This is a genomic window from Stenotrophomonas sp. 82F1 (assembly GCF_056861525.1).
The window spans coordinates 495,713-517,269 of sequence record NZ_JBSPUD010000001.1 but is presented as its reverse complement, the minus strand read 5'-3'; the positions used below and the strand labels follow the sequence as shown (position 1 = coordinate 517,269).

The following is a 21,557-nucleotide window of genomic DNA, read 5'->3' as shown; positions in this document are numbered from 1 at the left end:
GCTGGGCATGCTGGCCAACGCCGAGGTGATCCACGCCGTGGCCGATGCACTGGAACGCCATCGACCACCGCACGTGGTGCTGGACCCGGTGATGGTCGCCACCAGCGGCGCCCGCCTGCTGGAGGACAGCGCGCTGCAGGCAATGCGCGAACGGTTGCTGCCATTGGCCACCCTGGTCACCCCCAACGCACCGGAAGCGGAATTGCTGGTCGGCCGCAGCATCGCCAATGGCAACGACGCAGAGCAGGCCGCCGCCTCACTTCTTGATCTGGGTGCCGGTGCGGTACTGCTGAAGGGCGGCCACCTGCATGAGGGCAACCGCGTGGTCGACCGTTACTTCGATGGCGTCAGCAGCGAAGAGTTCATCCATGCCCGCCTGCCCTTGGATGCGCACGGCACAGGCTGCACGCTGGCCTCGGCCATTGCCGCGCAGCTGTGCAACGGGCTGAGCCTGGCCAATGCCTGCGAAGCCGGCATCGATTACGTGGCGCGCGGTCTGCAGCAGGGCTATGCGCCCGGCCGCAGTGAGGTGCTGGTGCTCGACCACTTCGGCGCGGCACCGCACGCATGAGCGATTCGCCACGCGCACTCGCCGTGGACAGCGGCGATGGCCACCGTTACGAGGTCATCGCCTGCGTGCCTGCACAGCCACTGGCGCGGTTGTTGTGGCTGCCAGCGCTGGGCGTGGCCGCACGCCATTACCTGCCGCTGGCGCAGGCACTGGCCGCCCGGGGCGTGGCGGTCTACCTGCACGAATGGCGCGGCAATGGCAGCAGTTCGCTGCGCCCGTCGCGCGCCCAGGATTGGGGCTACAAACAGATTCTCGACCACGACCTGCCGGCCAGTCAGGCGCTGCTCGCCGCTGACGACAACGCGCAGGACGTGCTGCCATGGATCATTGGTGGTCACAGCCTGGGCGGCCAGCTGGCCTGCGTACACGCCGGGCGCCAGCCGCAGGCGTTCGATCGATTGTGGTTGGCCGCCAGCGGCACCCCGTTCTGGCGTACGTTCCCACCACCACGCGGCTGGCTGCTGCCCCTGATCTATCGCTTCCTGCCGTGGATCGCGCGACGCCAGGGCGTGCTGCACGGGCGCCGGCTCGGTTTCGGCGGCACCGAAGCACGCGGGCTGATCGCCGACTGGGCGCGCGTAGGGCTGAACAATCACTACGCGGCTGCGGGCATGGGCGAGGATCTGGACGCCCAGATGACGCGTGTGCATGGCAGTGCGCAGGCGGTGCTGATGGAAAACGATTGGCTGGCGCCTATCGGATCGATGCAGGCGCTGCTGGCGAAACTGCCGAATGTCGCCTCACAGCTGCGCGTGCTTTCTGCGCAGGAGCTGGGTACGCGAGCTGACCACTTTGCGTGGATGAAACACCCGGAGGCTGTCGCAGAGGCGTTTTCCATTCAGTTGGGTGAAAATTTTCACAAAAGCGTTGACGACTCGCGCCGACATCCGCATAATTCCGCTCCTGTCGCAGGGCGCCCGTAGCTCAGTTGGATAGAGTACCTGGCTACGAACCAGGCGGTCGGGAGTTCGAATCTCTCCGGGCGCACCACTCGACAGACCTTCAGCATCCGCCGCTGGAAGTGCAGTAAAATAGAGAAGTAAGTTGATTGTGTACCGCGCGCCCGTAGCTCAGTTGGATAGAGTACCTGGCTACGAACCAGGCGGTCGGGAGTTCGAATCTCTCCGGGCGCACCACACACGATCAACACAACAAGTTTATGTAATTGGCGCCCGTAGCTCAGTTGGATAGAGTACCTGGCTACGAACCAGGCGGTCGGGAGTTCGAATCTCTCCGGGCGCACCATTACACCGAAACAGCAGGCCTCGGCCTGCTGTTTTTTTTTGTGTTTTTTGGCAGGGCTGCGCCCTGCACCCGCAGAGGCCAAAGCAACGGCAACAGCAGAAGCAGGCATTCCGTGGGTGGCGGGGCGGCATGGGTAGGCAGGACACGCCGTAAACCCATCCATGGGGGCTCGATGGCGCCATCCATGGCGCCAACGGTCCTGCCTACCCATGCCGCCCCACCTCTGACAGATTTCCGCGATCTGGTAGATCCACGCCATGCGTGGATGAATCTCATCGAGATCAAATATTTCGACAATTGAACGAAGAGCATCCACGCATGGCGTGGATCTACGTGTCGACCAAGGTCGACACCCACCAAGAGCAGGCCAAGAGCAGGCCATGCCATCCAACAGATCGCAGAGATCTGTCGAAGGCGGGGTGGGTCCGGTTGCGGGGGTGTAAGCGCCATGGATGGCGCGCCCAAGCCTACAGGGACGTACTTGCGGCGTCCCCCGCAACCGGACCCACCCCGCCATCCCACGGAATACCCGCTGTTGCTTTGGCTTTGGCTTTGGCTTTGACTGTTACTGTTGCCTCGGCAGGTGCAGGGCGCAGCCCTGCCGCACCCTACCCCTCCGCCATCGCCTGCCACCACTGCGCCAGCAGCTCCGGCCGTCGCAGGCGCTCGCGCCACCAGCGCAGGGCCGCGCCATCTTCGCCGGTGCGCCACGCCAGCCAGAAGGTCTCTTCCGGCTTGTGCTCCTCGACCTCGCGGATCACCAGCTGGCCGCGTGCCACCGCCGCGCGCGCGCACGGTTCGGGCAGGAAGCCGAATCCCAGCCCCTGGCACTGCAGCTTCAACTTGCTGGCCATGTCCGGCACGGTCAACGTCTCCTGGCCCATCAACAGGCCCACGGTGCGTGGCAGCAGGCGTCGTGCCGAATCGGATACCGCGATCGCGCAGTACGGCGCCAACTGCTCGCGGCCCAGCACACCCGGCACGGTCGCCAGCGGATGCTCCGGCGCCACCGCAAACACGAAACCCACGCTACCCAGCGGCTCGACCACGTAGCCCCCGCCACTGGGACCCTCGCCCGGTGCACCGACCAACAGGTCGGCGCGCCGGTCCAGTAGTGATTCCCAGGTGCCGGACAACGCCTCGCCAAACAGGCGCAATCGGGTCGGCGCCGCCACCTCACGGAATGCAGCAATATCCGGCCCCAGCAGCCAGGTCGGGAACACCGAATCCACCGCCAGGGTCAATTCAGCCTCCCAGCCCGAGGCTACGCGCCGTACCCGCAGTTCCAGCTCCCGGGCCGCACGCAGCAGGTGCCTGCCCTCCTCCAGCAACGCGCGCCCGGCCTCGGTCGGCTCCGCCCGCGGGCCGATCCGGTCGAACAGCTGCACCCCAAGGTCCTCTTCCAGCTTGGCCACGGTGTAGGAAATGGTCGAGGGCACCTTGTGCAGGGCCTTGCCGGCGCCGGCGAATGAGCCTCGGCGGTCGATCGCGTCCAGGATCTGCAGGGCATCGAGGCTGAGCTTGAGCATTCGAAATTTTCGATGATGGCTGTCAAAACTATCCGTTTTTCAAACCCCAGGTGCAAGCGGATACTTCTCCTCAACGGGAAAACACAGCGGCTGCCAGCCCATCCCGCCCCATCGAAACCATCGAACAAGGAGATTCCATCATGCTGCAGATCCGCAAGAGCGCTACCCGTGGCCTGGCCGAGCATGGCTGGCTGTCCTCGCGCCATACCTTCTCGTTCGCCAGCTACTACGACCCCCGCTATGTGAGCTTCGGCCCGCTGCGGGTCATCAACGAAGACAAGGTGACCGGCGGCCAGGGCTTCGGCACCCACAGCCACAGCAACATGGAGATCGTCTCCTACGTGCTGGGTGGCGCGCTGGAGCACAAGGACTCGATGGGCACCGGTTCGGTGCTGCGCTACGGCGACGTGCAGCGCATGAGCGCCGGCAGCGGCGTCAGCCACAGCGAGTTCAACCATTCGGCCACCGATCCGGTGCATTTCCTGCAGATCTGGATCTTCCCGCAGACCGAGAACATCACGCCGTCGTATGAGGAGACCCACTTCACGCCGGAGAGCAAGCGCGGCCAGCTGCGCCTGATCGCCTCGCCGGATGGCGCCGATGGCTCGCTGCACATCCACCAGGATGCGCGCATCTTCGCCACCATCCTCGATGGCGAGCAGAAGCTGCATCACGCCCTGGCTGCCGGCCGCGGCGCGTATGTGCAGGTGGCGCGGGGCCAGCTGCAGGTCAACGGCATCACGCTGGAAGCGGGTGACGCGCTGCAGGTCAGCGACGAGGCACAGCTGACCCTGGAAAACGGCAACGACGCCGAAGTGCTGGTGTTCGACCTGCCGCTGTAACCCACACGCCCGCGATGCCGTCCGGCATCGCGGGCTTGTCATGTGGCAACGCGATCAGAACTTGTACGTCACCGCCAGCCGCACGTTGCGCGGCTCGCCCCAGGTGTAGGTGCTGTACCAGCTGAAGATCGTGTAATAGCGCTTGTCCAGCAGGTTGTTGACGTTGACGGTGGCCGACAGGCGATCGTTGAACTGGTAGCGCGCCATGGCATCCAGCAGCCAGTACGGCTGGGTGCGATGGACCACCGACGCACCATTGGCCGGGTTGGTGATGGTGCCGAACGTGGAATCCTGCCAGCGCGCGCCGCCCCCGACGGTCAGCCCCTGCCAGTCGCCGCGCAGGCGGTAGCTGGTGTGCAGGCTGAACTGGTTTTCCGGCTCCAGCGTGGACACCTTGGTCCCTGCCTGGCGGGCGATCTTGTGCGCAAAGCCGCCCTGCACCTGCCAGCCCTCGGCCAGCCGTCCGGACAACTCCAGTTCGTAGCCCTTGGTGCGCACCCCCATCAATCCGCGATAGGCGATATCGCCGGTCGGCGTCTTGCCACCGGTAGGCTGGGCGAAGTTGTCCTGGTCAAGCTGGAACAGCGCCGCGCTGGCATTGAAGCGGCCGTCGAAGAACTCCGCCTTCAGACCCATTTCATAGCTGCGGCCTTCCAGCGGATCCAGCGTCCTGCCCTGTTCGTCGCGCTCACCCTGCGGCTTGAAGATGGTGCTGTAGCTGGCGTAGACCGAATAGTGCTCGCCGAGGTCGTAGACCACGCCGGCATACGGCACGAACACGCCGGTCTCGCGCGTCTGCGGCGAACGGTAGCTGGCCAGGCGGCTGCCGACGATCACCTTCAACGGGTCGGCCACATCGAAGCGACCGACCACGTACAGGCCGTTCTCGCGGGTCACTTCATTGTTGCCGTAACCGCGCTGCCATTCCGGTTCCGGGATATCCCCCTTCCAGCTGTTGTAGTCGGCAACGGCGGTCGGATAGCCGGGCTGCGGCGAATAACCGGTGTTGGTCCAGCGCTTGCGCGACGCACTGCCGCCGACCACCAGTTCATGCTGACGACCGAACAGGCCGAAGTTGCCGCTCAGGTAGAAGTCGGCGGCGTTGCTGACGGTCTTGCCGACATACTTGCCCAGCCACAACGAAACGCCTTCGCCGGTGACCGGATCGGGATTGCCACCGGCCGCACCGGCCAGCGCCGCGTCGTAGCCGTTGACCTGGTGGTTGAGCTGCAGCTTGGCCACCCAGTCGTTGTCGAAGCTGTGTTCCAGCGTGGCAAAGCCGGTGCGCACGTACTGGCGCCAGCCACTCCAGCGGGTACCGTTGTTGAACGAGCGCGGCATGTCATTGAAATTGCCCTGGCTGTCCAGCAACGGAATGCCGCCCCAGGTCGAGCCCTTGGGATCGCTCTCCAGCACGTCGCCGCCCACGGTCAGCAGCGTGCGTTCGCCCAGATCGGCTTCCAGCACGGCATAGCCCACCTTGCTGGTGCGCTGGTAGAAATCCAGATTGGAATGCTTGTCCTGCCAGGCACCTACCGCACGCCCACGCACGCGGCCATCGGCGGTCAGCGGGCCGCCGACATCGACTTCGGCACGGTAGTCGTCCCAGCGGCCGACGCCGAGCGTCGCACTGCCGGCAAACTCCCTGCCCGGCTTCTTGCGCACCAGGTTGATGGTCGCGCCGGGATCGCCCATGCCGGTCAGCAGGCCGGTAGCGCCCTTGAGCACTTCGATGCGGTCGTAGATCGCGGTATCGCTGAGCGTATTGCCGGCCGAATAGGCCGAGTCGCGCGACATCGGAATACCGTCGTACTGGAAGTTCTGCACGGCAAAACCACGCGCGTAGTACTCGGTGCGCTCGCTGTCGTAGGTGACGATGCTGATGCCCGGGGTCACCCGCATCACGTCATCGATGCCGTCCAGGCCGAAGTCGTCCATCTGCGCACGGGTGATCACGCTGATGGTCTGCGGGGTCTGCCGCGGCGTCAGTACCAGGCGGGTAGCGGTGGCGATGGTGCCCGGCGTGTAGGCGCCGCTGCCTTCGGTGATGGTGCCCAGCTGGTTGGCCGTGACCTGCACGGTCTGCAGCGTCTGCGAGGGCGTTTTGCCCTCTTCTTCAGCCGGTGCGGATTGCGCCGAGGCGGCGCCGGCCGCGGCCACTGAGGTCAGCAGAAGACCACGGGCAAGGGCCCTCGCCAACGGGCGACGACGCAGGGAGAGCACGGAAAAACGAACAGGCACGGACGACACGACGGGACCTCCACGAAGGAGTGGGATCCTCTGGCGGCGGCTCGAGGGAAAAGGGGGAATGGCGGCCAAGGGCCGCAGGCGCAGGAGTTTACTCTCCTGCGCTTCCGCTGTCGTGGGTGGCACCCGGGCCTGAGCAGGCGCTGCCCCGTGGCAAACGTCAGCCGTCGACGGCCGCCACCGCCTCCAGGATCAGTGCTGCCACTTCGGCCGGATGCGAGGCCAGCGAGGCATGGCTCGCTTCCAGCTGCAGCAGGCGCTTGGGCTGCAGGCGTTCGGCCATGGCCTTCTGGTTCTGTGGCGAGATCATCCGGTCCTGGCTGGAAAGCTGGTACCAGCTCGGCTTGTGCTTCCACGCCGGATCGCTGATCGCATCGCCGAAGGTGCTGGCCAGCGGCGCCTTCTGGGTCACCGCCATCACCCAGCCTTCGTCGGCGCTGAGGTCCTGGCAGAAGCTCTCATGGAACTTGTCCGCGCGCAGCCACAGATAGCCATCGCTGTCCGGGGCAAGGTTCGGTGCCGCTTCGGGCAGGTGCTGCTGGGTAATGCCGCCCGGGCTCTCACCGCTGTCCGGGGCAAATGCAGCGATATAGACCAGGCCCTGCACGTTGGGCTGGTTGCCGGCTTCGGTGATCACCGCGCCCCCGTAGGAGTGCCCGACCAGCACCACCGGGCCATCGATCTGGCGGATCATCCGGCGCGTCCGCTCGGCGTCGTTGACCAGCGAGGTCAGCGGCAGCTCGACCGCCTTCACCTGGTCGTAGCCCTTGCGGTGCAGTTCCAGGATCACCTTGGCCCAGTGTGCGGCCCCGCCCCAGAAGCCATGGACGAGGAGGATGGTCGGTGTGGTGCTCATGCGCTGATCTCCGGCAGCGGCCGGGCGGAATGCCGACCGTCGGGCTACTCTCCACCGATGGCGTTAATCAACGGTGACGCATCCGGCCCACTGCAATCGTATGCGTCGCCCGATGTCACGCATGGCACTTGCCCGGCGCGCCTGAAAACGTTTTCATGAGGGCGATCCTCTGGAGCCTTCCTCGCGCATGACGCCTTCTTCTCCCCGCGCCCAGCAGCACGCGACCCGCGCTGCTTTCTTCATTCCCGGCTTTGCCACTGCTGCCTGGGCACCGATGGTGCCGTTCGCCAAGGCCAAGGCCGGGTTGTCCGATGCCAGCCTCGGCGGGCTGCTGCTGTGCCTGGGGCTGGGCTCATTGCTGGCGATGCCGCTGGCAGGTGCGTTGACCGCGCGGCTGGGCTCACGCCGCTTGATGATCGCCACCACGGCGTTGATTCTGCTCGCCCTGCCACTGCTGACGCTCGCTCCCACGCCGCTGGCACTGGGGGCGACGCTGTTCGTGTTCGGTGCGGGCGTGGGCGCGATGGACTGCACGATGAACATGCAGGCGGTGGCCGTCGAGCGCGATGCGGGCCGCCCGATGATGTCCGGCTTCCACGCGTTCTACAGCATTGGTGGCTTCGTCGGCGCCGGCTGCATGACCGGCCTGCTGCTTCTCGGTACGCCGCTGTGGCTGGCGTCACTGGTCGCCGTGGCGGCCATGCTGCTGGTGGCCGTGCTGTCGGCCCCGCACTGGCGCCCGCAGCGCATCCTGCATGATGGCCCGATGCTGGCCGTGCCGCACGGCGTCGTGCTGTTCATCAGCGTGCTTGCCTTCGTGGTGTTCCTGGCCGAGGGCTCGATGCTCGACTGGAGCGCGGTATTCCTGGCCGAAGTGCGGCAGGTGCCGCGCGACCAGGCCGGTGCCGGCTTTGCGGTGTTCACGCTGGCGATGACCGCGATGCGCCTGTTCGGCGATGGCATCGTCGAGCGCCTTGGCCGCACCCGCACCATCGTCATTGGCGGCATCACCGCAGCAGCCGGTTTCGCACTGGCCACGCTGGTGCCCTCCTTCGCGATGGCGCTGGTCGGTTACGTGCTGGTGGGCCTGGGCTGCGCCAACATCGTGCCCGCCCTGTTCTCGATGGCCGGCCAGCAGCGCGCGATGCCGGAGAGCATTGCGATCACCGCAGTCACCACGCTGGGCTATGCCGGCATCCTTGCGGGCCCCGCAGCGATCGGCGCGCTCGCCCACGCCACCAGCCTGGGCTTTGCCTTCCTGTGCGTGGCGGCGATGCTGCTGGGCGTGGCGGCGTCGGCGCGTTCACTGGCCCGCCGCCTGCCCTGAAGGCTCAGCTGCGCGCTGGGGTCTTTGCCGGTGCATCGACGCCGTGCACCAGCCACTCGGCCTGGGCCGGCAACTGCGGCGCTGGGCACGCGGACTTCGGGTGGTGTTCGTCGCGTGCCATCCAGTCATCGACCACCCCGGCCAGCAGGTCCAGCCGCAGCGGCAGGGTGATGTGATCTTCGCCGCGCATCTCGATGTAGTGCGCACGCGGGTTGGCCTGTGCCAGCGCACGCCCCTGGCTGACCGGAATGTGCTGGTCGCCCTGCCCGTGCAGCAGCAGCACGCAGGCACGGGTATCGGCCAGCGCGCGGGCAACATCCACCTTGTCCAGGTCCACGTCGATGCGGCGGCTGGCGGCGGCCACCACCTGGTTGATGTCCTGGCTGCCGTAGCGCCAGCGTGCATACGAGGCGATGGCCTTTGCCTTCAAGCCTTCCGGCTGCAGCGCCATCAGATGCGGAATCATGGTGCGGATCGCTACGCCGGCATTGGCAAACGATTCCATCGCCACCACGCCTGCGACCTGGTCGCCCAGCTTGTCGGCGGTGAACAGTGCGGTGGCAGCGCCATAGGAAACGCCGAACAGGTACAGCGGACCGGTCACCTCGCCGCGCGCGCGCAGTTCGGCGATGACATCCACCACATCGTCCGATTCGTAGGTGCCGTAGCCGGAGGGGCCGGCGCCGGACTGGCCATGGTTGCGCAGGTCCAGGGTGACCACGCGGTAGCCCGACTCGGCCAGCTGCAGCGACCACGGCAGCATCGAATCACCGTTCATCATCCAGCCGTGCAGCAGCACCACGGTGCCACGCGGCGCCTGCGCGCGGAACGGCTGCGGTACCGCCAGGCTCAGCCCGGTATCCAGCGGCAGGCCGTTCTGGTGCTGCTGCGGCAGGTAGTGGTAGTGCGCGCCATAGTCGCCCGGATCGAAAGCACGCCAGAAGATCGGCACGCCATCACGGCCCGCGGCAAAGCCATGCCGGTTCGGCAGCGCAGCCACGGCGGCGGCGATCCGCGGCTGATCAAGCAGGGTCGAAACGCCACCGGGCGCGATCAGGCGGTCGCTGAGCGAGGTGGACGAGGCGGTCATCGAAGAAGAGCATGCAGCCAGCCACAGGCCGGCGCACGCCAGCAAAAGCAGCAGCAGGCGCTTCATGGGCAGTCAGGGGAAAAGTGCGACAGCGTGGCAGGTTAGCGGTCACGCCCGACGCCATCTATCGCAGCCGGATGACGGGTTGATGACAGCGCAGGATCGATTCAGCTTGTCACAATGTCGCGACCGGCCGAAGCATTGATCCGGATCAATGAACGCCATCGCATCAATGGCCACAGTGCCGGCATGCGCACCTCGTTCAAGCTCGCCATTGCCCTGGCCGCCACATTGGTCGCCGCCTACGGCATCGCCCGCAGCACGCCGTACTGGTTCGCCCCGCGGCAACAGGCCGAGGTCGATATCCACGACCCGACCCTGATCGAGCAGGGCCGGTATCTGTCACGTGCCGCCGACTGCGCCGCCTGCCACACCGCACCGGGCGGCAAGCCCTTCGCCGGTGGGCTTGGCATGCAGACGCCGATGGGCACGCTGTATTCGACCAACATCACCCCGGACCCGGATACCGGCATCGGCGCGTACGACTATGCGGATTTCGAGCGCGCGGTTCGGCGTGGCATCCGCCATGACGGCCAGCCGTTGTATCCGGCAATGCCCTACGCCTCGTACGTAATCGCCAGCGACGCCGAGATCAAGGCGCTGTATGCCTACTTCATGGGCGCGGTGCAGCCGGTCCGGCAGGACAACGCCGACAGCACGATTCCATGGCCGGCCAACATGCGCTGGCCGCTTGCCTGGTGGCAGCTGCTGTTCGCGCGCCCGCGCAGCTTCACCCCTGATCCAACCCTGGATGCCGGCCAGCAACGCGGCGCCGAACTGGTTGAAGGCCTGGCCCATTGCGGCGCCTGCCATACCCCGCGCGGGCTGGCCTTCCAGGAAAAGGCGATGGCCGACGATGGCAGCCGCCAGTTCCTGTCCGGCTCGGTGCTGGAAGGCTGGTATGCGAAGAACCTGCGCAACGAGGCCACCGGCCTGGCCAGCTGGAGCGAAGCCGAGATCGTCGAGTTCCTGCGTACCGGCCGCACCGATCGTTCCGCGGCCTTCGGCGGCATGGCCGATGTGGTCGAGCACAGCACGCAGTACCTGTCCGATGCCGATCTGCTGGCGATGGCGCGGTATCTGAAGCAGCTGCCAGCACGCGACGGTCGCAGCGCGCAGTGGACGCCGGGCACCGACACCACCACCACCGCACTGCGCGGCGGCGACTACCGGGTGGCCGGTTCGCTGGCCTACGCCGAACACTGCCAGGCCTGCCATCGTGCAGATGGCCGTGGCATGCCACGGGTCTACCCTGCCCTGGCCGGCAACTCCATCGTGTTCGCCGACGATCCCAGCTCGCTGGTGCAGGTAACCCTGATCGGTGGACGCACGCCGCACACGCCGCATGACCGGATGGCGTTCACCATGCCGGGCTTCGAGCAGCTGCCCAATGCGCAGCTCGCCGACATCCTCACCTTCATCCGCAACAGCTGGGGCAACCAGGCCAGTGCGGTCAGCGAACTGGACGTGGCGCGCATGCGCCGGGTGGTGCGTGACAAGCCGTTGCATGTGGTCCCGCAGGAGACGGCGCAATGAGGCGTTCGAAGAAGCGTTCGACAGCGTTGATCACCAGCGCAGTGGTTGCGGTGCTGCTGGCCGGTGCCGGTACGCTGCTGTACCAGCATCTGCACCCGGACCTGGACGCGGAGGTGGCAAGGACCCTGGATATCCTCGACGGCCACGGCCAGCGGGTGGGCCAGTACCACGTGCCCAGTGCCGAAGAGATCGCCAGCCTCGGCAACGCAGACGCAGTGATGTTCGGCCGTCGCCTGCTCAACGAGACCGCACGCCTGCTGCCGGACAACGTCGGCAACGATCTGAACTGCAATTCCTGCCACATGGCCGAGGGCAAGCGACCGTTCGGCAATCACTACTTCAACACCGGCGGTGGCAGCTACCCGCGCTACATGCCGCGCCCGGGCAGGGAAATCGGCCTGGCCGAGCGCATCAACGGCTGCCTGCAGCGTTCGATGAACGGCAAACCGCTGGCCAAGGACGCACCGGAGATGCGCGCAATGCTGGAATACATGGCGTGGCTGAGCCGCCCGGTACCGGAGGGTGCACGCGTGGCCGCGCCCAGCGAAGGGCCGATCGACAGCACGCTGACGCCGGACCCGATACGTGGGCAGGCGCTGTATGCCGCGCAGTGCGCTGCCTGCCACGGCGACAACGGCGAAGGCCAGCGCGATGCCAGCGGCGATATCGCGTTCCCGCCGTTGTGGGGCGAGCGCAGCTTCAACATCGGTGCCGGCATGGCGCGGTTGTACAAGGCCGCAGGCTTCGTCAAGCACAACATGCCGCCGGCGGTGAGCCGTGAACCGCCTCTGGGCCAGCAGGTGATGCCCGACCAGGATGCGGTGGATATCGCCAGTTACTTCATCAACCAACCGCGCCCGGACTTTGCCGGCAAGGCCAAGGACTGGCCACGCGACCCGAAACCGAAGGACGCGCGCTACTGAGGGACGCCGCCGGTGTTGCCGGCGTCACACAACACACTCCCTGCATCTGCGCGTCACCGCCATGTCATCGGCGCTGCCGACACTCCCGGACTTTCCTCTCCTGAAGGTCCGGTTTCGATGCGAACGATTGCGCGCTTTCCCCGTATCTCGCTGCTTGCCCTGCTGATTGCTCCCGCACTGGATGCCCTGGCTGAAGCACCGCAGGGCGATGCAGCCGATACGCGAAGCGCCGACGCGCGGACCCTGGACCAGGTGCAGGTGATCGGCCAGGCCACCAGCTATGCCAAGACCTCGGTGCGCCAGGAAACCTTGAACCGGCAGACCGTGTTGAGCAGCGTCAATGGCGCGCTCAACGAAGTGCCCGGCGTGGTCGTCAGCGAAGCCGATGCCACCGGTTCGTCGGTGTGGGGCACGCAGATCAGCATGCGCGGCTTCGTCACCAACCGCGATACCCAGCAGATCGGCACCACCATCGACGGCCTGCCCAATGGCGGCTCCGGGTATGGCGGCGGCTCGCTGGCCAACCGCTACATCGATACGCTCGACCTGGAAACGGTGGAAGTGAGCCAGGGCACTGCCGATATCTCCTCGCGCTCGAACGAAGCGCTGGGCGGCACCCTGAACTTCCTCACCAGCGATCCACTGCAGGAACAGCGCCTGCGCATGGTGGTGGGTGCCGGTGACAATGAAGCACGCAAGTACTACGTACGCTACGACACCGGCCTGCTGGGCGGACACACCCGCGCGTGGATCAGCGCATCGTCGGCGCGCGTGCATGACTGGATCGATGGCACCGGCCACACCAGCAACGACAACATCGCCGGCAAGTTCATCACCGAACTGGATCGCTGGACCCTGACCGGCTACCTGTCCTACAACGATGCCGACGAACCGGAGTACACCAGCGTTTCACCGAAGGGCTTCGCCACCAACCCGGACCGCGACGGCCTGGTCGGCACCCTCACCGGCATTCCGTATCTGGACCAGAACTACCGCTCCGGTTCACGCGCGCTGCGCGAGAACACCTTCGGCTACCTGCGCGCAGCCTTTGATGGCGGCAACGGTTTCAAGGCCTCGATGGCCGCCTACGGGCACCGTATGCAGGGCCGCGGTGACTGGCTGCCGCCGTACCTGGCCGATGTCAGCGACGATGGCGCCGGTCGCCCGCAGTCGGAGTACCTCGGCGGCAGGACGGTCTACGGCGGCAGCAACCGTGGCCAGATCTACTTCGTGAACCCCGATGGCAGTTCCGCCCAGCGTCTGGCCAACTGCACGCCGCGACTCGGCTTCAGCGCCGAGTACGACCCCAACTGCTACGCCGGCAATGTGCAGGGCGCGCAGTCCTACCGCCATTCCCACTACGACAACGATCGCATGGGCGTCACCGCCGACGTCGAATGGCGGCAGACCTTCGGCGCGATCGACAACACGATCCGCGGTGGCCTGTGGGTGGAGAAGCTCGACCGTTCCGTGCGCCGCGACTGGCACCGCCTGCTCAACGTCGGCCAGGACATCGCCTTCGACCACCAGCCCTACTGGGTGCAGTTCGAAGACAAGTACAAGGTCGATGAGCAGATGTACTACGTCGAGGACGTGGCCCGCTTCGGTCCGTTCAGCGCGCGCCTCGGCGTGAAGCAGTTCTTCGTCGACCAGTCGCGTCGCCGTGTGATCGGCGCCGCCGAGAATGTGAAGTCCGATTCGAAGTCCGATCCGCTGCTGTCCACCGGCTTTACCTGGGCCCCGGGTGTGGAGGGCATGGAGCTGTTCGCCGGCTACTCGCAGAACTTCGCCGCGATCCCCTCCGGCGTGCTGGGTGAAACCGATCCGCAGCGCTTCCGCAACGTCGAACCGGAAACCGCCGACAACATCGAACTGGGCATGCGCATCAGCCGCTGGCCGCTGACCGCTTCGGTCACCCTGTACAACATCAAGTTCGACAACCGCATCGTCTACCTGCCGGCCGGCCTGGTCAGCGGCATCGACTACCTCGGCGAGACCGATGGCGTCTACGAGAACTTCGGCGGCGTGGAAAGCAATGGCCTGGAAGCGGCCTTCGGCTACGGCTGGGACAATGGCTGGCGCATCAATGCCGCCTACACCTACAACCGCTCCAAGTACCTGGGCAGCGGCAACGACGCGCGCGACACGCAGCTTGGCATCGTCGACGGTGCCAAGGTGATCGGCCAGCCCGAGCAGATCCTGGTGGTGTCGGCCGACTGGCAGGGTGAGAACTGGAACTTCGGCCTGTCCGGTCGCTACCTCGGCGAGCGCTACCTGGATGCGGCCAATGTCAACAAACTGCCTTCGGCTACCGTGTTCAACGCCAACATCGGTTTCGACCTGCAGGGCCTGTCGCCGCGCCTGAAGGGCATGGGTGCCAACCTGGTGGTGAGCAACCTGACCGACAAGCGCTATCTTGCAGGGGTGGACGGCCGCGACAACGCCTTCATCGGCGCCCCGCGCACCGTCGGCATCTCCTTCCGCGTGGACTTGTGAGTGTGACCCTGTGACCGATACCGGCCGACGCCGACTGTTGCAGGCCGGCGTCGCCGCCGGCCTTTCGCCGCTGCTGCCCAGCATCGCCCGGGCAGCAGCGATCGCCCCTGCTTCGCGCACGCGCAGCCTGCAGGACCTGCAGCACATCGTGGTGTTCATGCAGGAGAACCGTTCGTTCGACCACTACTTCGGCACCCTGCCGGGCGTACGTGGTTTCGGCGACCGCTTCGTTGTCCCAGCGCCGCCCCTGCCCGGCAGCGACCACCCGCGCAGCCTGTGGCTGCAGCCCGATGCCAGCGGGCAACGCGCGATCGCCCCCTTCCCGTTGGATACCGCTGCGCACTTCGGCTACATGCGGGTGGAAGGCACGCCGCACACCTGGCCGGATGCACAGCAGGCGTGGGACCACGGACGCATGGCGCACTGGCCCAAGGCCAAGCAGAACCATTCGATGGGCTACTTCCAGCGCAGCGACATGCCGTTCCAGTTTGCCCTGGCCGATGCGTTCACCCTGTGCGATGCCTACCACTGCGCGATGCAGGCCGGCACCAACCCGAACCGCGTGTTCCTGTGGACCGGCCACAACGATGCCCAGGCCCGTGCAGGCGGCCCGGTGATCGCAAACTCGCACGACAATTTCCCCGAGCAGGGCGGCCATCCGGACTCGTACCGCTGGACCAGCTATGTCGAGCGACTGCAGCAGGCCGGCGTGTCCTGGCAGATCTACCAGGACATGGCCGACAACTTCACCGACAACCCGCTGGCCGGGTTCGAGGCCTTCCGCCAGGCACACCGCGGTGACCCGGGGCATGACCCGGAACTGCGCGCACGCGGCGTCAGCACCCGTGGTCTGGCGCAGCTGCGCGAGGACGCGATCAACGGCCGCCTGCCGCAGGTCAGTTTCATCATCGCCGATGCGGCCGGCAGCGAGCATCCGGGGCCGTCCAGCCCCGCGCAGGGCGCCGCCTATACTGCACGCCTGCTGGATGCATTGACCGCCGACCCGGAGGTGTGGAGCCGCACCGCCCTGCTGTTGATGTTCGATGAGAACGATGGCTTCTTCGACCATGTGCCGCCACCGGCACCGCCCTCACCGCTTGGCGATGGCTGGGCCGGTGCGTCGGCGGTCAGCACCGAGGGCGAGTACCACCGCAACCCGGCACCAGGCGACGAGAAATACGATGCCGCCGGGCTGCGCGGGCGCCCCTATGGGCTCGGCCCGCGCGTCCCGTTGTATGTGATTTCGCCGTGGAGCCGTGGCGGCTGGGTCGACTCGCAGGTGTATGACCACACTTCGGTGCTGCGTCTGATCGAGCGACGCTTCGGCGTGGCCGCGCCGGACATCTCGCCGTGGCGGCGTGCGGTCTGCGGTGATCTCAGCAACGCCTTCGACTTCGCCCAGCGCGACACGCGCCCCTTCGTCAAGGCGCTGCCGGACGTCACCGCCGTGGCAGCGCGCGCCGCCGCCCTGCCCGGCCGTACCGTGCCTGCGCTGCCCGATGGCCTGCATCCGGCCCGCCAGGAGCCGGGCGTGCGTCCTGCGCGGGCACTGCCCTATCGGCCGCAGGTGCAGGCCACGTCGGTGGATGGCCTGGGCCTCACCCTGCAGCTGGCCAGCGATGGCGCCACGGCCGTGCTGCATGTCTACGACCGCCTGCGACTGGACGCCATCCCGCGCCGTTACACCGTGGTACCGGGTGCCCCGTTGCAGGATCGTTGGCCGCTGGATGCACAGGGTCGTTACGACCTCTGGCTGCTGGGGCCGAATGGATTCCATCGCCACTATCGCGGTGCGGGCACGCTCGCGCCGCTGCATGCACAGGTGGAACGCGCGGACGGCCAGCTGCGGCTGGTGCTGCGCAATCCATCGCCTTCAGCTCGCAGCGTCAAGGTGCAGGGCGGTGCCTACGCGGGCCACATGCCCGTTAGGGAACTGCAGCTGGTGGCCGGCGCGGAAACCGTCCTGGCCTGGGACCCGACACCCACCGCAGGCTGGTACGACCTGATCGTGCGCTCGGAGGGCGTCGAGCAACGCCTGGCCGGCCGTGCCGAAGATGGCCGCGCCGGCACCAGCGACCCCGCCATGGGCACCGCACCGTTGCGCTTCGAACACGGCTGAGAGTACTTCCGTAGCGCCGGGCGCTTGCCCGGCGCTACAGGGCAGGACAGCAGGCTCACGCCTCCTGCAACCCCGGTCGGCCGTGCTCCACTGCGTAGCGCTTCCAGCTCTGCAGCGTGCCGTTCGGCCGCATGACCGTATCAAGGGTCTTCATGTCACCGATCCAGGCATCGCGGGTGACATCACACAGCACGTAACCGCGCTTGTCCGTCGTCGCCTTCAGGTGCGGACTGTGCCGCAGCTGGTTCTCTGCATAGGCATCCACGCCCTGCCCGTCAGCGCCCGAGCTGATCGAGGTCGCCAGGAACTCGCTGGAGATCACCCCGGAATCGGTGTTGTCCTGCACCAGGTCGCTGGCATAGTGGCGGTGCGCATCGCCACAGGCGGTCACCACGTTGCCGAAGCCCACCTTCTGGATGTGATCGAGCAGGCGCCGGCTGCTGGACAGGTAGCCGGACCACTGGTCATCGGAAGACTGCACCACGCCGTCCTTCTCGCGCATGTAATTGCCCAGTGAGACCTGGTGCGCGATCGCGTGCCAACGCGGCGCGGCATCGGCCAGGCCATCGAACAGCCATTGCTCCTGCTTCGCACCCACAATGCTGCGCTCGGCAGATTCCACCTGTCCGCGCTGCGCCATGTCCACCTGCTTGCTGCGGTACTGGCGGGTATCAAGCAGGTGCAGGTCCAGCAGCGTGCCGTAGCGTGCGCGACGGAACATCTGCATATGACCCTCGCGCGGGAACGACGAAGCGCGCAACGGCATGTTCTCGTAATACGCCTGGAACGCCTGTGCGCGGCGCAGCAGGAACAGTTCGCTGGGCGTACCGTCCTGGTCTTCGGCACCCGCCCAGTTGTTGTCCACTTCATGGTCGTCGAACGTCACGAACCACGGTGATGCGGCGTGCGCGGCCTGCAGGTCCGTATCGGTCTTGTACTGCGCGTAGCGGCGGCGATAGTCGTCGAGCGTATAGGTCTGTGGGCCAACGTGGTTGCGCAGGTTGGTGAACGGCTGACCGTTCATCTTCCGCACGCCGGGCCGGCTTTCGCCCTCGTAGATGTAGTCGCCGTAATGGAACACGAAATCGAGTGGTTCCTCGGCAATATGTCGCCACGCCGTGTAGTGCCCCTCCTCGAAATGCTGGCAACCGGCCACCGCGAAGCGCACGCGCTCGATCGGCGCGTTCGCGGCAGGCAGGGTGTGGGTGCGTCCGATCGCACTGGCATGGCCTCCCAGGGTGAAGCGGTACCAGTACGGCCGCCCCGGCAGCAGGCCGTCCAGTTCCACGTGCAGCGCATGGCCAAGTTCGGGGTGGGCGAGCGAGGTTCCCTGCCGTACCACGGTGCGCATGGCCTCGTCAGCGGCCACCTGCCATCCCACCACCATCGGCCGGGTGGGCATGCCGCCACCGAACACCAAGGGCTCGGTGGCCAGCCGCGTCCACAGCACCATGCCGTCGGCTGACGGATCACCGGATGCCACGCCGAGGGTGAACGGCGTACTGGCAAAGCGCGGTGAAGCCAGAAGATTGCGTGGATTCAACGCCGCCGCATCGTTCTGCGCGGCCAGCGCGCGGGCGGTCCCGGCCCACGCCCCCAATGCGGAAAGACCCGACAGGGCAAGGAAGCGCCTGCGATTGATCGTATCCAAGACGGCCGCCCTCAGTTGTAGATGATGTGGAAGTAGAAGAAGCGACCGTAGTCATCGATCTCGGTGCGGAAGCGTCCGTTCGGACCAGTGCTGTAGGTCGGCTGGGTATTGAACAGGTTCTTCGCCTCGTACTTCAGCGTCACGTGCCTGCTGACCTTGTGGCTGAAGGCCAGGTTGAAGGTCATGTACGGGTCGTAATACGAGTCCAGCCACTGGGTATCGCCGAAGTCGACCAGCATGCGGCTGCGGTAGGTACCGGACACACGCAGCTGCGAGCTCTTCCACGGCATGCGCCAGATCACCGAGCCGTTCACCGACCAGTCCGGCTGGTACAGCAGGCGGTCGAGGCGGCGCTCGCTGCCATCGCTGATGCGATAGTTGGTCTGCCCGTCCAGGCGGGTGGCATTGAGGTACATGTCGAAGCGGTGACGGCCCCACTGCAGATTGCGGTTTGCCACCGCGAACTCGACACCGCGCAGCGTCGACTCATCGGTGTTCATCGGCTGGGTGACGCGATAGCGGACGTCGCCGATGTTCTCGAACGTGGTCAGGGTGTAGATGTCGTCCTTGATGACCTTGTCGAACAACGCGACCGACACCAGGCCGTTGTTGCCGTTGAAATACAGGTCCCAGGCCAGGTCGAGATTGGTCGAGCGGCGCGGCTGCAGCGAGGCATTGCCCTGCTTGATCGTGCAGAAACCTCCGCCCAGCTCGTCATCGCCACAGCTGGTGCTGGTGGCCTGGGCGATGTTGCTGGGTGTCGGCCGCCCCAGCGTGCGGCTGGCGGAGAAGCGCAGGCGCTGGTTCTCGCTCAGCTTGAAGGTCGCATTCAATGACGGCAGCAGGTTGTTGTAGCCGCCACTGCTCTTGCGGAATGCCGAGGTGTAGGTGGTACCGCCATCATCGCTGAACGGGCTGAACGCATCGAAGGTGGTGTGGTCATAGCGCAGGCCACCGATCAGCAGCAGCCGGTCCCAGGCGTAATGCGCCGAGACGTAGGCATTGGCGATGTCTTCCACGTACTTGTAGTCGCTGGTGAAATCGGCATTCGGGTAGGCCGCATCGTTGTTGCCCAGCTTCGGGTACAGCTCGTCATGCCACTTGCGGTTGTCGATCAACGGGAAGCCGGGGACGCTGCCCAGCAGGGTCGAACCCGGGTACAGATAGTCGTTCAGGGTCGCGCTGGTCTTGTAGTAGTCGAAATCGATGTCCTGCCAGATCTTCAGGTGGCGATACTCGGCACCGGCGGCAAGACCGAAGCCGCGCGCATCGGCATCGATGTTGTAGCTGAAGTCGGCACGCAGGTTGTCGATGCTCTCCTTGGCGTCACGCGGCGAGATGTAGGCCTGCGCGGGATTGAGCTTGAACGCCGAGCTGGTCAGCAGGCTGGAGTCCGACACACCCACCGCGTTCGGAAAGCCATGACTGTCGTTGGCATAGTCGACGAACAGGTTGCTCGGGTACGCGCGTACGCCCCAGTAGACCTGGGTGTTGTGGAAGGTCTCTTCGGTGTGGCCGGCGCGCAGGGTCAGCCGCGAAAGGTCGCCGATATCCCAGTTGAAGCTGGCGATCGCACCGCGGTTGCTGCGGTCCCAGCGGTCATGGCGGTTCTTGATGTAGATGCTGTTGATCTGGGTGGTGCCGCCGTCCTCGATCTGGTTGCGTATCGGGAACTTGGCATTGCCATACAGATCGGTCTTGTTCATCGTCGAGTTCTCGTAGAACCGGTACGAGTACAGCAGCAGCGAGGCATAGAACGGATCGTCCGACGGCTTCCATTCCAGCTTGGCCGAACCACCGAAGTTGGTGATGTAGTTGGTGTAGGTGCCGGTACTGAAGTTGCCCGGCGCGCGCAGGCCGTTCCAGCCTTTCGCCTCGTCCGGGCCGGTGGTGCCATCGGTGAGGTACTTGCCGGCATCGTTGTAGTAATAGTTCGATTCGACCCAGCGCTTGACGCTGTTGCGCGAACGCTGTTCATAGCGCGCGACAGCGACGATGCCGAACTGATCATCGGCACCGAACTGGTTGGAGAACACCGCCTTGGCGCTCTTGCCGAAGTGCCCCAGGGTCTTGTGGTCGCCACCCGCGCTGCGCCCCACGTTGGTCTCGGCCGTGGAATAGATGCCGGCCACGTCGGCGAACACATACTTGCCGGAGCGGTCAAAGGCACTGCGGCTGATAATGTCGATCACACCACCAATGGCATCCGGCGCCTGCTCGGCGCTGAAACTCTTGTAGATGTCCGTGCGGGTGCCGATGTCGCTGGGAATCAGCTGCAGGTTGTTCATGCGCTCGCCGGAGCCACTGCCACCCACGCTTGCGATCGCGATGCCGTCGATGGTCGTGTAGTTGAGATTGGCCTGCACACCGCGCACGGTCACATAGCGCGGCTCTCCCGCATCTTCCACCGCACTCAGGCCGGGCGCGGCCATCAGGCTCTCGGCCAGCGTCTCATCGCCGTAGCTGTCCATCTCATCGTAGATCACCGAATCCTTGATCACCGGCGAGGTTTTCTTCTGATCGATCACCTCATGGGCGGCGATCACCTTGATCGTTCCCAGGGTCGGAGCGATCACTGCTTGCGGCTGCTGCGGTGCCGGTGCGGCCGGCCTGGTTTCGCGCTGGGCCGGTGCCGCATCGATGGCGATCACGTTGCCGTCCAGCACCGTGTAGCGCAGGCCGGTGCCGGCCAGCAGCGTGTCCAGCGCCTGCTTGACGGTGGCGCCCCGCGGTACCGCGCCCGCCATCGGTGCATTGCCCGCGCCGGCATACAGGAACTGCACGCCGGAGCTGCGTGACAGCTGCTCCAGTGCCTGGCTCAATGGCTGCGCGGCGATCGCTGCAGTGACCTTGGTCTCAAGCCCGTTGGACGACACCGCCTGCGCATGTGCGCCCAGACAGGGAGACAAGGCCAGTACCACCGACAGATAGAGCTTCTTGCGCATCACGGTTCCTTGCAGGAGAGAGGATTGCTGCTACCGCGTCGGCATTCGACAGCGGCTTCTCCCAAGTAAGAGCCGGCATCGGCGGAAGTGGAGAACGCCGATTCGATGAATTTTTTCTGA

14 protein-coding genes and 3 tRNA genes are annotated in these 21,557 nt (G+C 66.0%); 11 read left to right on the top strand and 6 right to left on the bottom strand.

The window, feature by feature from the left end; genetic code table 11:
* The 5 genes from AC13GI_RS02390 to AC13GI_RS02370 all read left to right on the top strand — a co-directional run.
* A partial coding sequence (locus tag AC13GI_RS02390; RefSeq protein WP_482995377.1) for a PfkB family carbohydrate kinase occupies window positions 1–571 on the top strand: 571 nt, incomplete at its 5' end.
* Entirely contained in the window at window positions 568–1,494 is a 927-nt protein-coding gene (locus tag AC13GI_RS02385; protein WP_482995376.1) for an alpha/beta hydrolase family protein, read from the top strand. The genes AC13GI_RS02390 and AC13GI_RS02385, both read left to right, overlap by 4 nt.
* A tRNA-Arg gene (locus AC13GI_RS02380) sits at window positions 1,485–1,561 on the top strand. The genes AC13GI_RS02385 and AC13GI_RS02380 overlap by 10 nt, the downstream gene beginning before the upstream one ends.
* Window positions 1,562–1,630: 69 nt before the next feature.
* Window positions 1,631–1,707, top strand: a tRNA-Arg gene (locus tag AC13GI_RS02375).
* A 32-nt stretch (window positions 1,708–1,739) separates the two neighbouring features.
* Window positions 1,740–1,816 (top strand) — tRNA-Arg (locus tag AC13GI_RS02370).
* Between the two features lie 608 nt (window positions 1,817–2,424).
* On the opposite strand, the gene AC13GI_RS02365 is transcribed toward AC13GI_RS02370, so the two are convergent.
* Window positions 2,425–3,345 carry a LysR family transcriptional regulator gene (locus AC13GI_RS02365; RefSeq protein WP_482995375.1) on the bottom strand — a complete coding sequence of 307 codons (921 nt, stop codon included), beginning with the start codon at window positions 3,343–3,345 and terminating at the stop codon, window positions 2,425–2,427.
* A gap of 140 nt (window positions 3,346–3,485) precedes the next feature.
* Here AC13GI_RS02365 and AC13GI_RS02360 point away from each other — a divergent pair, with 140 nt between their 5' ends.
* The gene (locus AC13GI_RS02360; protein ID WP_099820122.1) at window positions 3,486–4,187 is read left to right on the top strand and encodes a pirin family protein; all 702 of its coding nucleotides are present in this window, start codon (window positions 3,486–3,488) and stop codon (window positions 4,185–4,187) included.
* A gap of 54 nt (window positions 4,188–4,241) precedes the next feature.
* Here AC13GI_RS02360 and AC13GI_RS02355 read toward each other — a convergent pair whose 3' ends face one another.
* Both AC13GI_RS02355 and AC13GI_RS02350 read right to left on the bottom strand, forming a co-directional pair.
* Complete coding sequence (locus AC13GI_RS02355; RefSeq protein ID WP_482995374.1) at window positions 4,242–6,437, bottom strand: TonB-dependent siderophore receptor; 2,196 nt, start codon at window positions 6,435–6,437, stop codon at window positions 4,242–4,244.
* A 157-nt stretch (window positions 6,438–6,594) separates the two neighbouring features.
* Complete coding sequence (locus AC13GI_RS02350) at window positions 6,595–7,290, bottom strand: alpha/beta hydrolase (RefSeq protein ID WP_482995373.1); 696 nt, start codon at window positions 7,288–7,290, stop codon at window positions 6,595–6,597.
* A 187-nt stretch (window positions 7,291–7,477) separates the two neighbouring features.
* Between AC13GI_RS02350 and AC13GI_RS02345 the strand changes: the two genes are divergently transcribed.
* On the top strand, window positions 7,478–8,617 hold the full coding sequence (locus AC13GI_RS02345) for an MFS transporter (protein ID WP_482995372.1): 1,140 nt from the start codon (window positions 7,478–7,480) through the stop codon (window positions 8,615–8,617).
* A 4-nt stretch (window positions 8,618–8,621) separates the two neighbouring features.
* Here AC13GI_RS02345 and AC13GI_RS02340 read toward each other — a convergent pair whose 3' ends face one another.
* A complete protein-coding gene (locus AC13GI_RS02340; RefSeq protein WP_482995371.1) occupies window positions 8,622–9,773 on the bottom strand; it encodes an alpha/beta hydrolase in 1,152 nt (383 codons plus the stop codon).
* 183 nt (window positions 9,774–9,956) lie between these two features.
* Between AC13GI_RS02340 and AC13GI_RS02335 the strand changes: the two genes are divergently transcribed.
* From AC13GI_RS02335 to AC13GI_RS02320, 4 genes are all read left to right on the top strand, one after another.
* Window positions 9,957–11,303, top strand: coding sequence for a c-type cytochrome (locus AC13GI_RS02335; protein WP_482995383.1), 1,347 nt, complete (start codon window positions 9,957–9,959; stop codon window positions 11,301–11,303).
* Entirely contained in the window at window positions 11,300–12,226 is a 927-nt protein-coding gene (locus tag AC13GI_RS02330) for a c-type cytochrome (RefSeq protein ID WP_482995370.1), read from the top strand. Before AC13GI_RS02335 ends, AC13GI_RS02330 begins: the two co-directional genes overlap by 4 nt.
* Before the next feature lie 117 nt (window positions 12,227–12,343).
* Window positions 12,344–14,722 (top strand): TonB-dependent receptor, encoded by a 2,379-nt coding sequence (locus AC13GI_RS02325; protein ID WP_482995369.1) that lies wholly within the window; start codon window positions 12,344–12,346, stop codon window positions 14,720–14,722.
* Window positions 14,723–14,732: 10 nt separating this feature from the next.
* A complete protein-coding gene (locus AC13GI_RS02320) occupies window positions 14,733–16,841 on the top strand; it encodes a phosphocholine-specific phospholipase C (protein WP_482995368.1) in 2,109 nt (702 codons plus the stop codon).
* A gap of 55 nt (window positions 16,842–16,896) precedes the next feature.
* Here the strand turns inward: AC13GI_RS02320 and AC13GI_RS02315 are convergent, their stop codons facing one another.
* The gene (locus AC13GI_RS02315) at window positions 16,897–18,492 is read right to left on the bottom strand and encodes an alkaline phosphatase D family protein (RefSeq protein WP_482995367.1); all 1,596 of its coding nucleotides are present in this window, start codon (window positions 18,490–18,492) and stop codon (window positions 16,897–16,899) included.
* A gap of 11 nt (window positions 18,493–18,503) precedes the next feature.
* Entirely contained in the window at window positions 18,504–21,437 is a 2,934-nt protein-coding gene (locus tag AC13GI_RS02310; protein ID WP_482995366.1) for a TonB-dependent receptor, read from the bottom strand.
* Window positions 21,438–21,557: the final 120 nt, after the last annotated feature.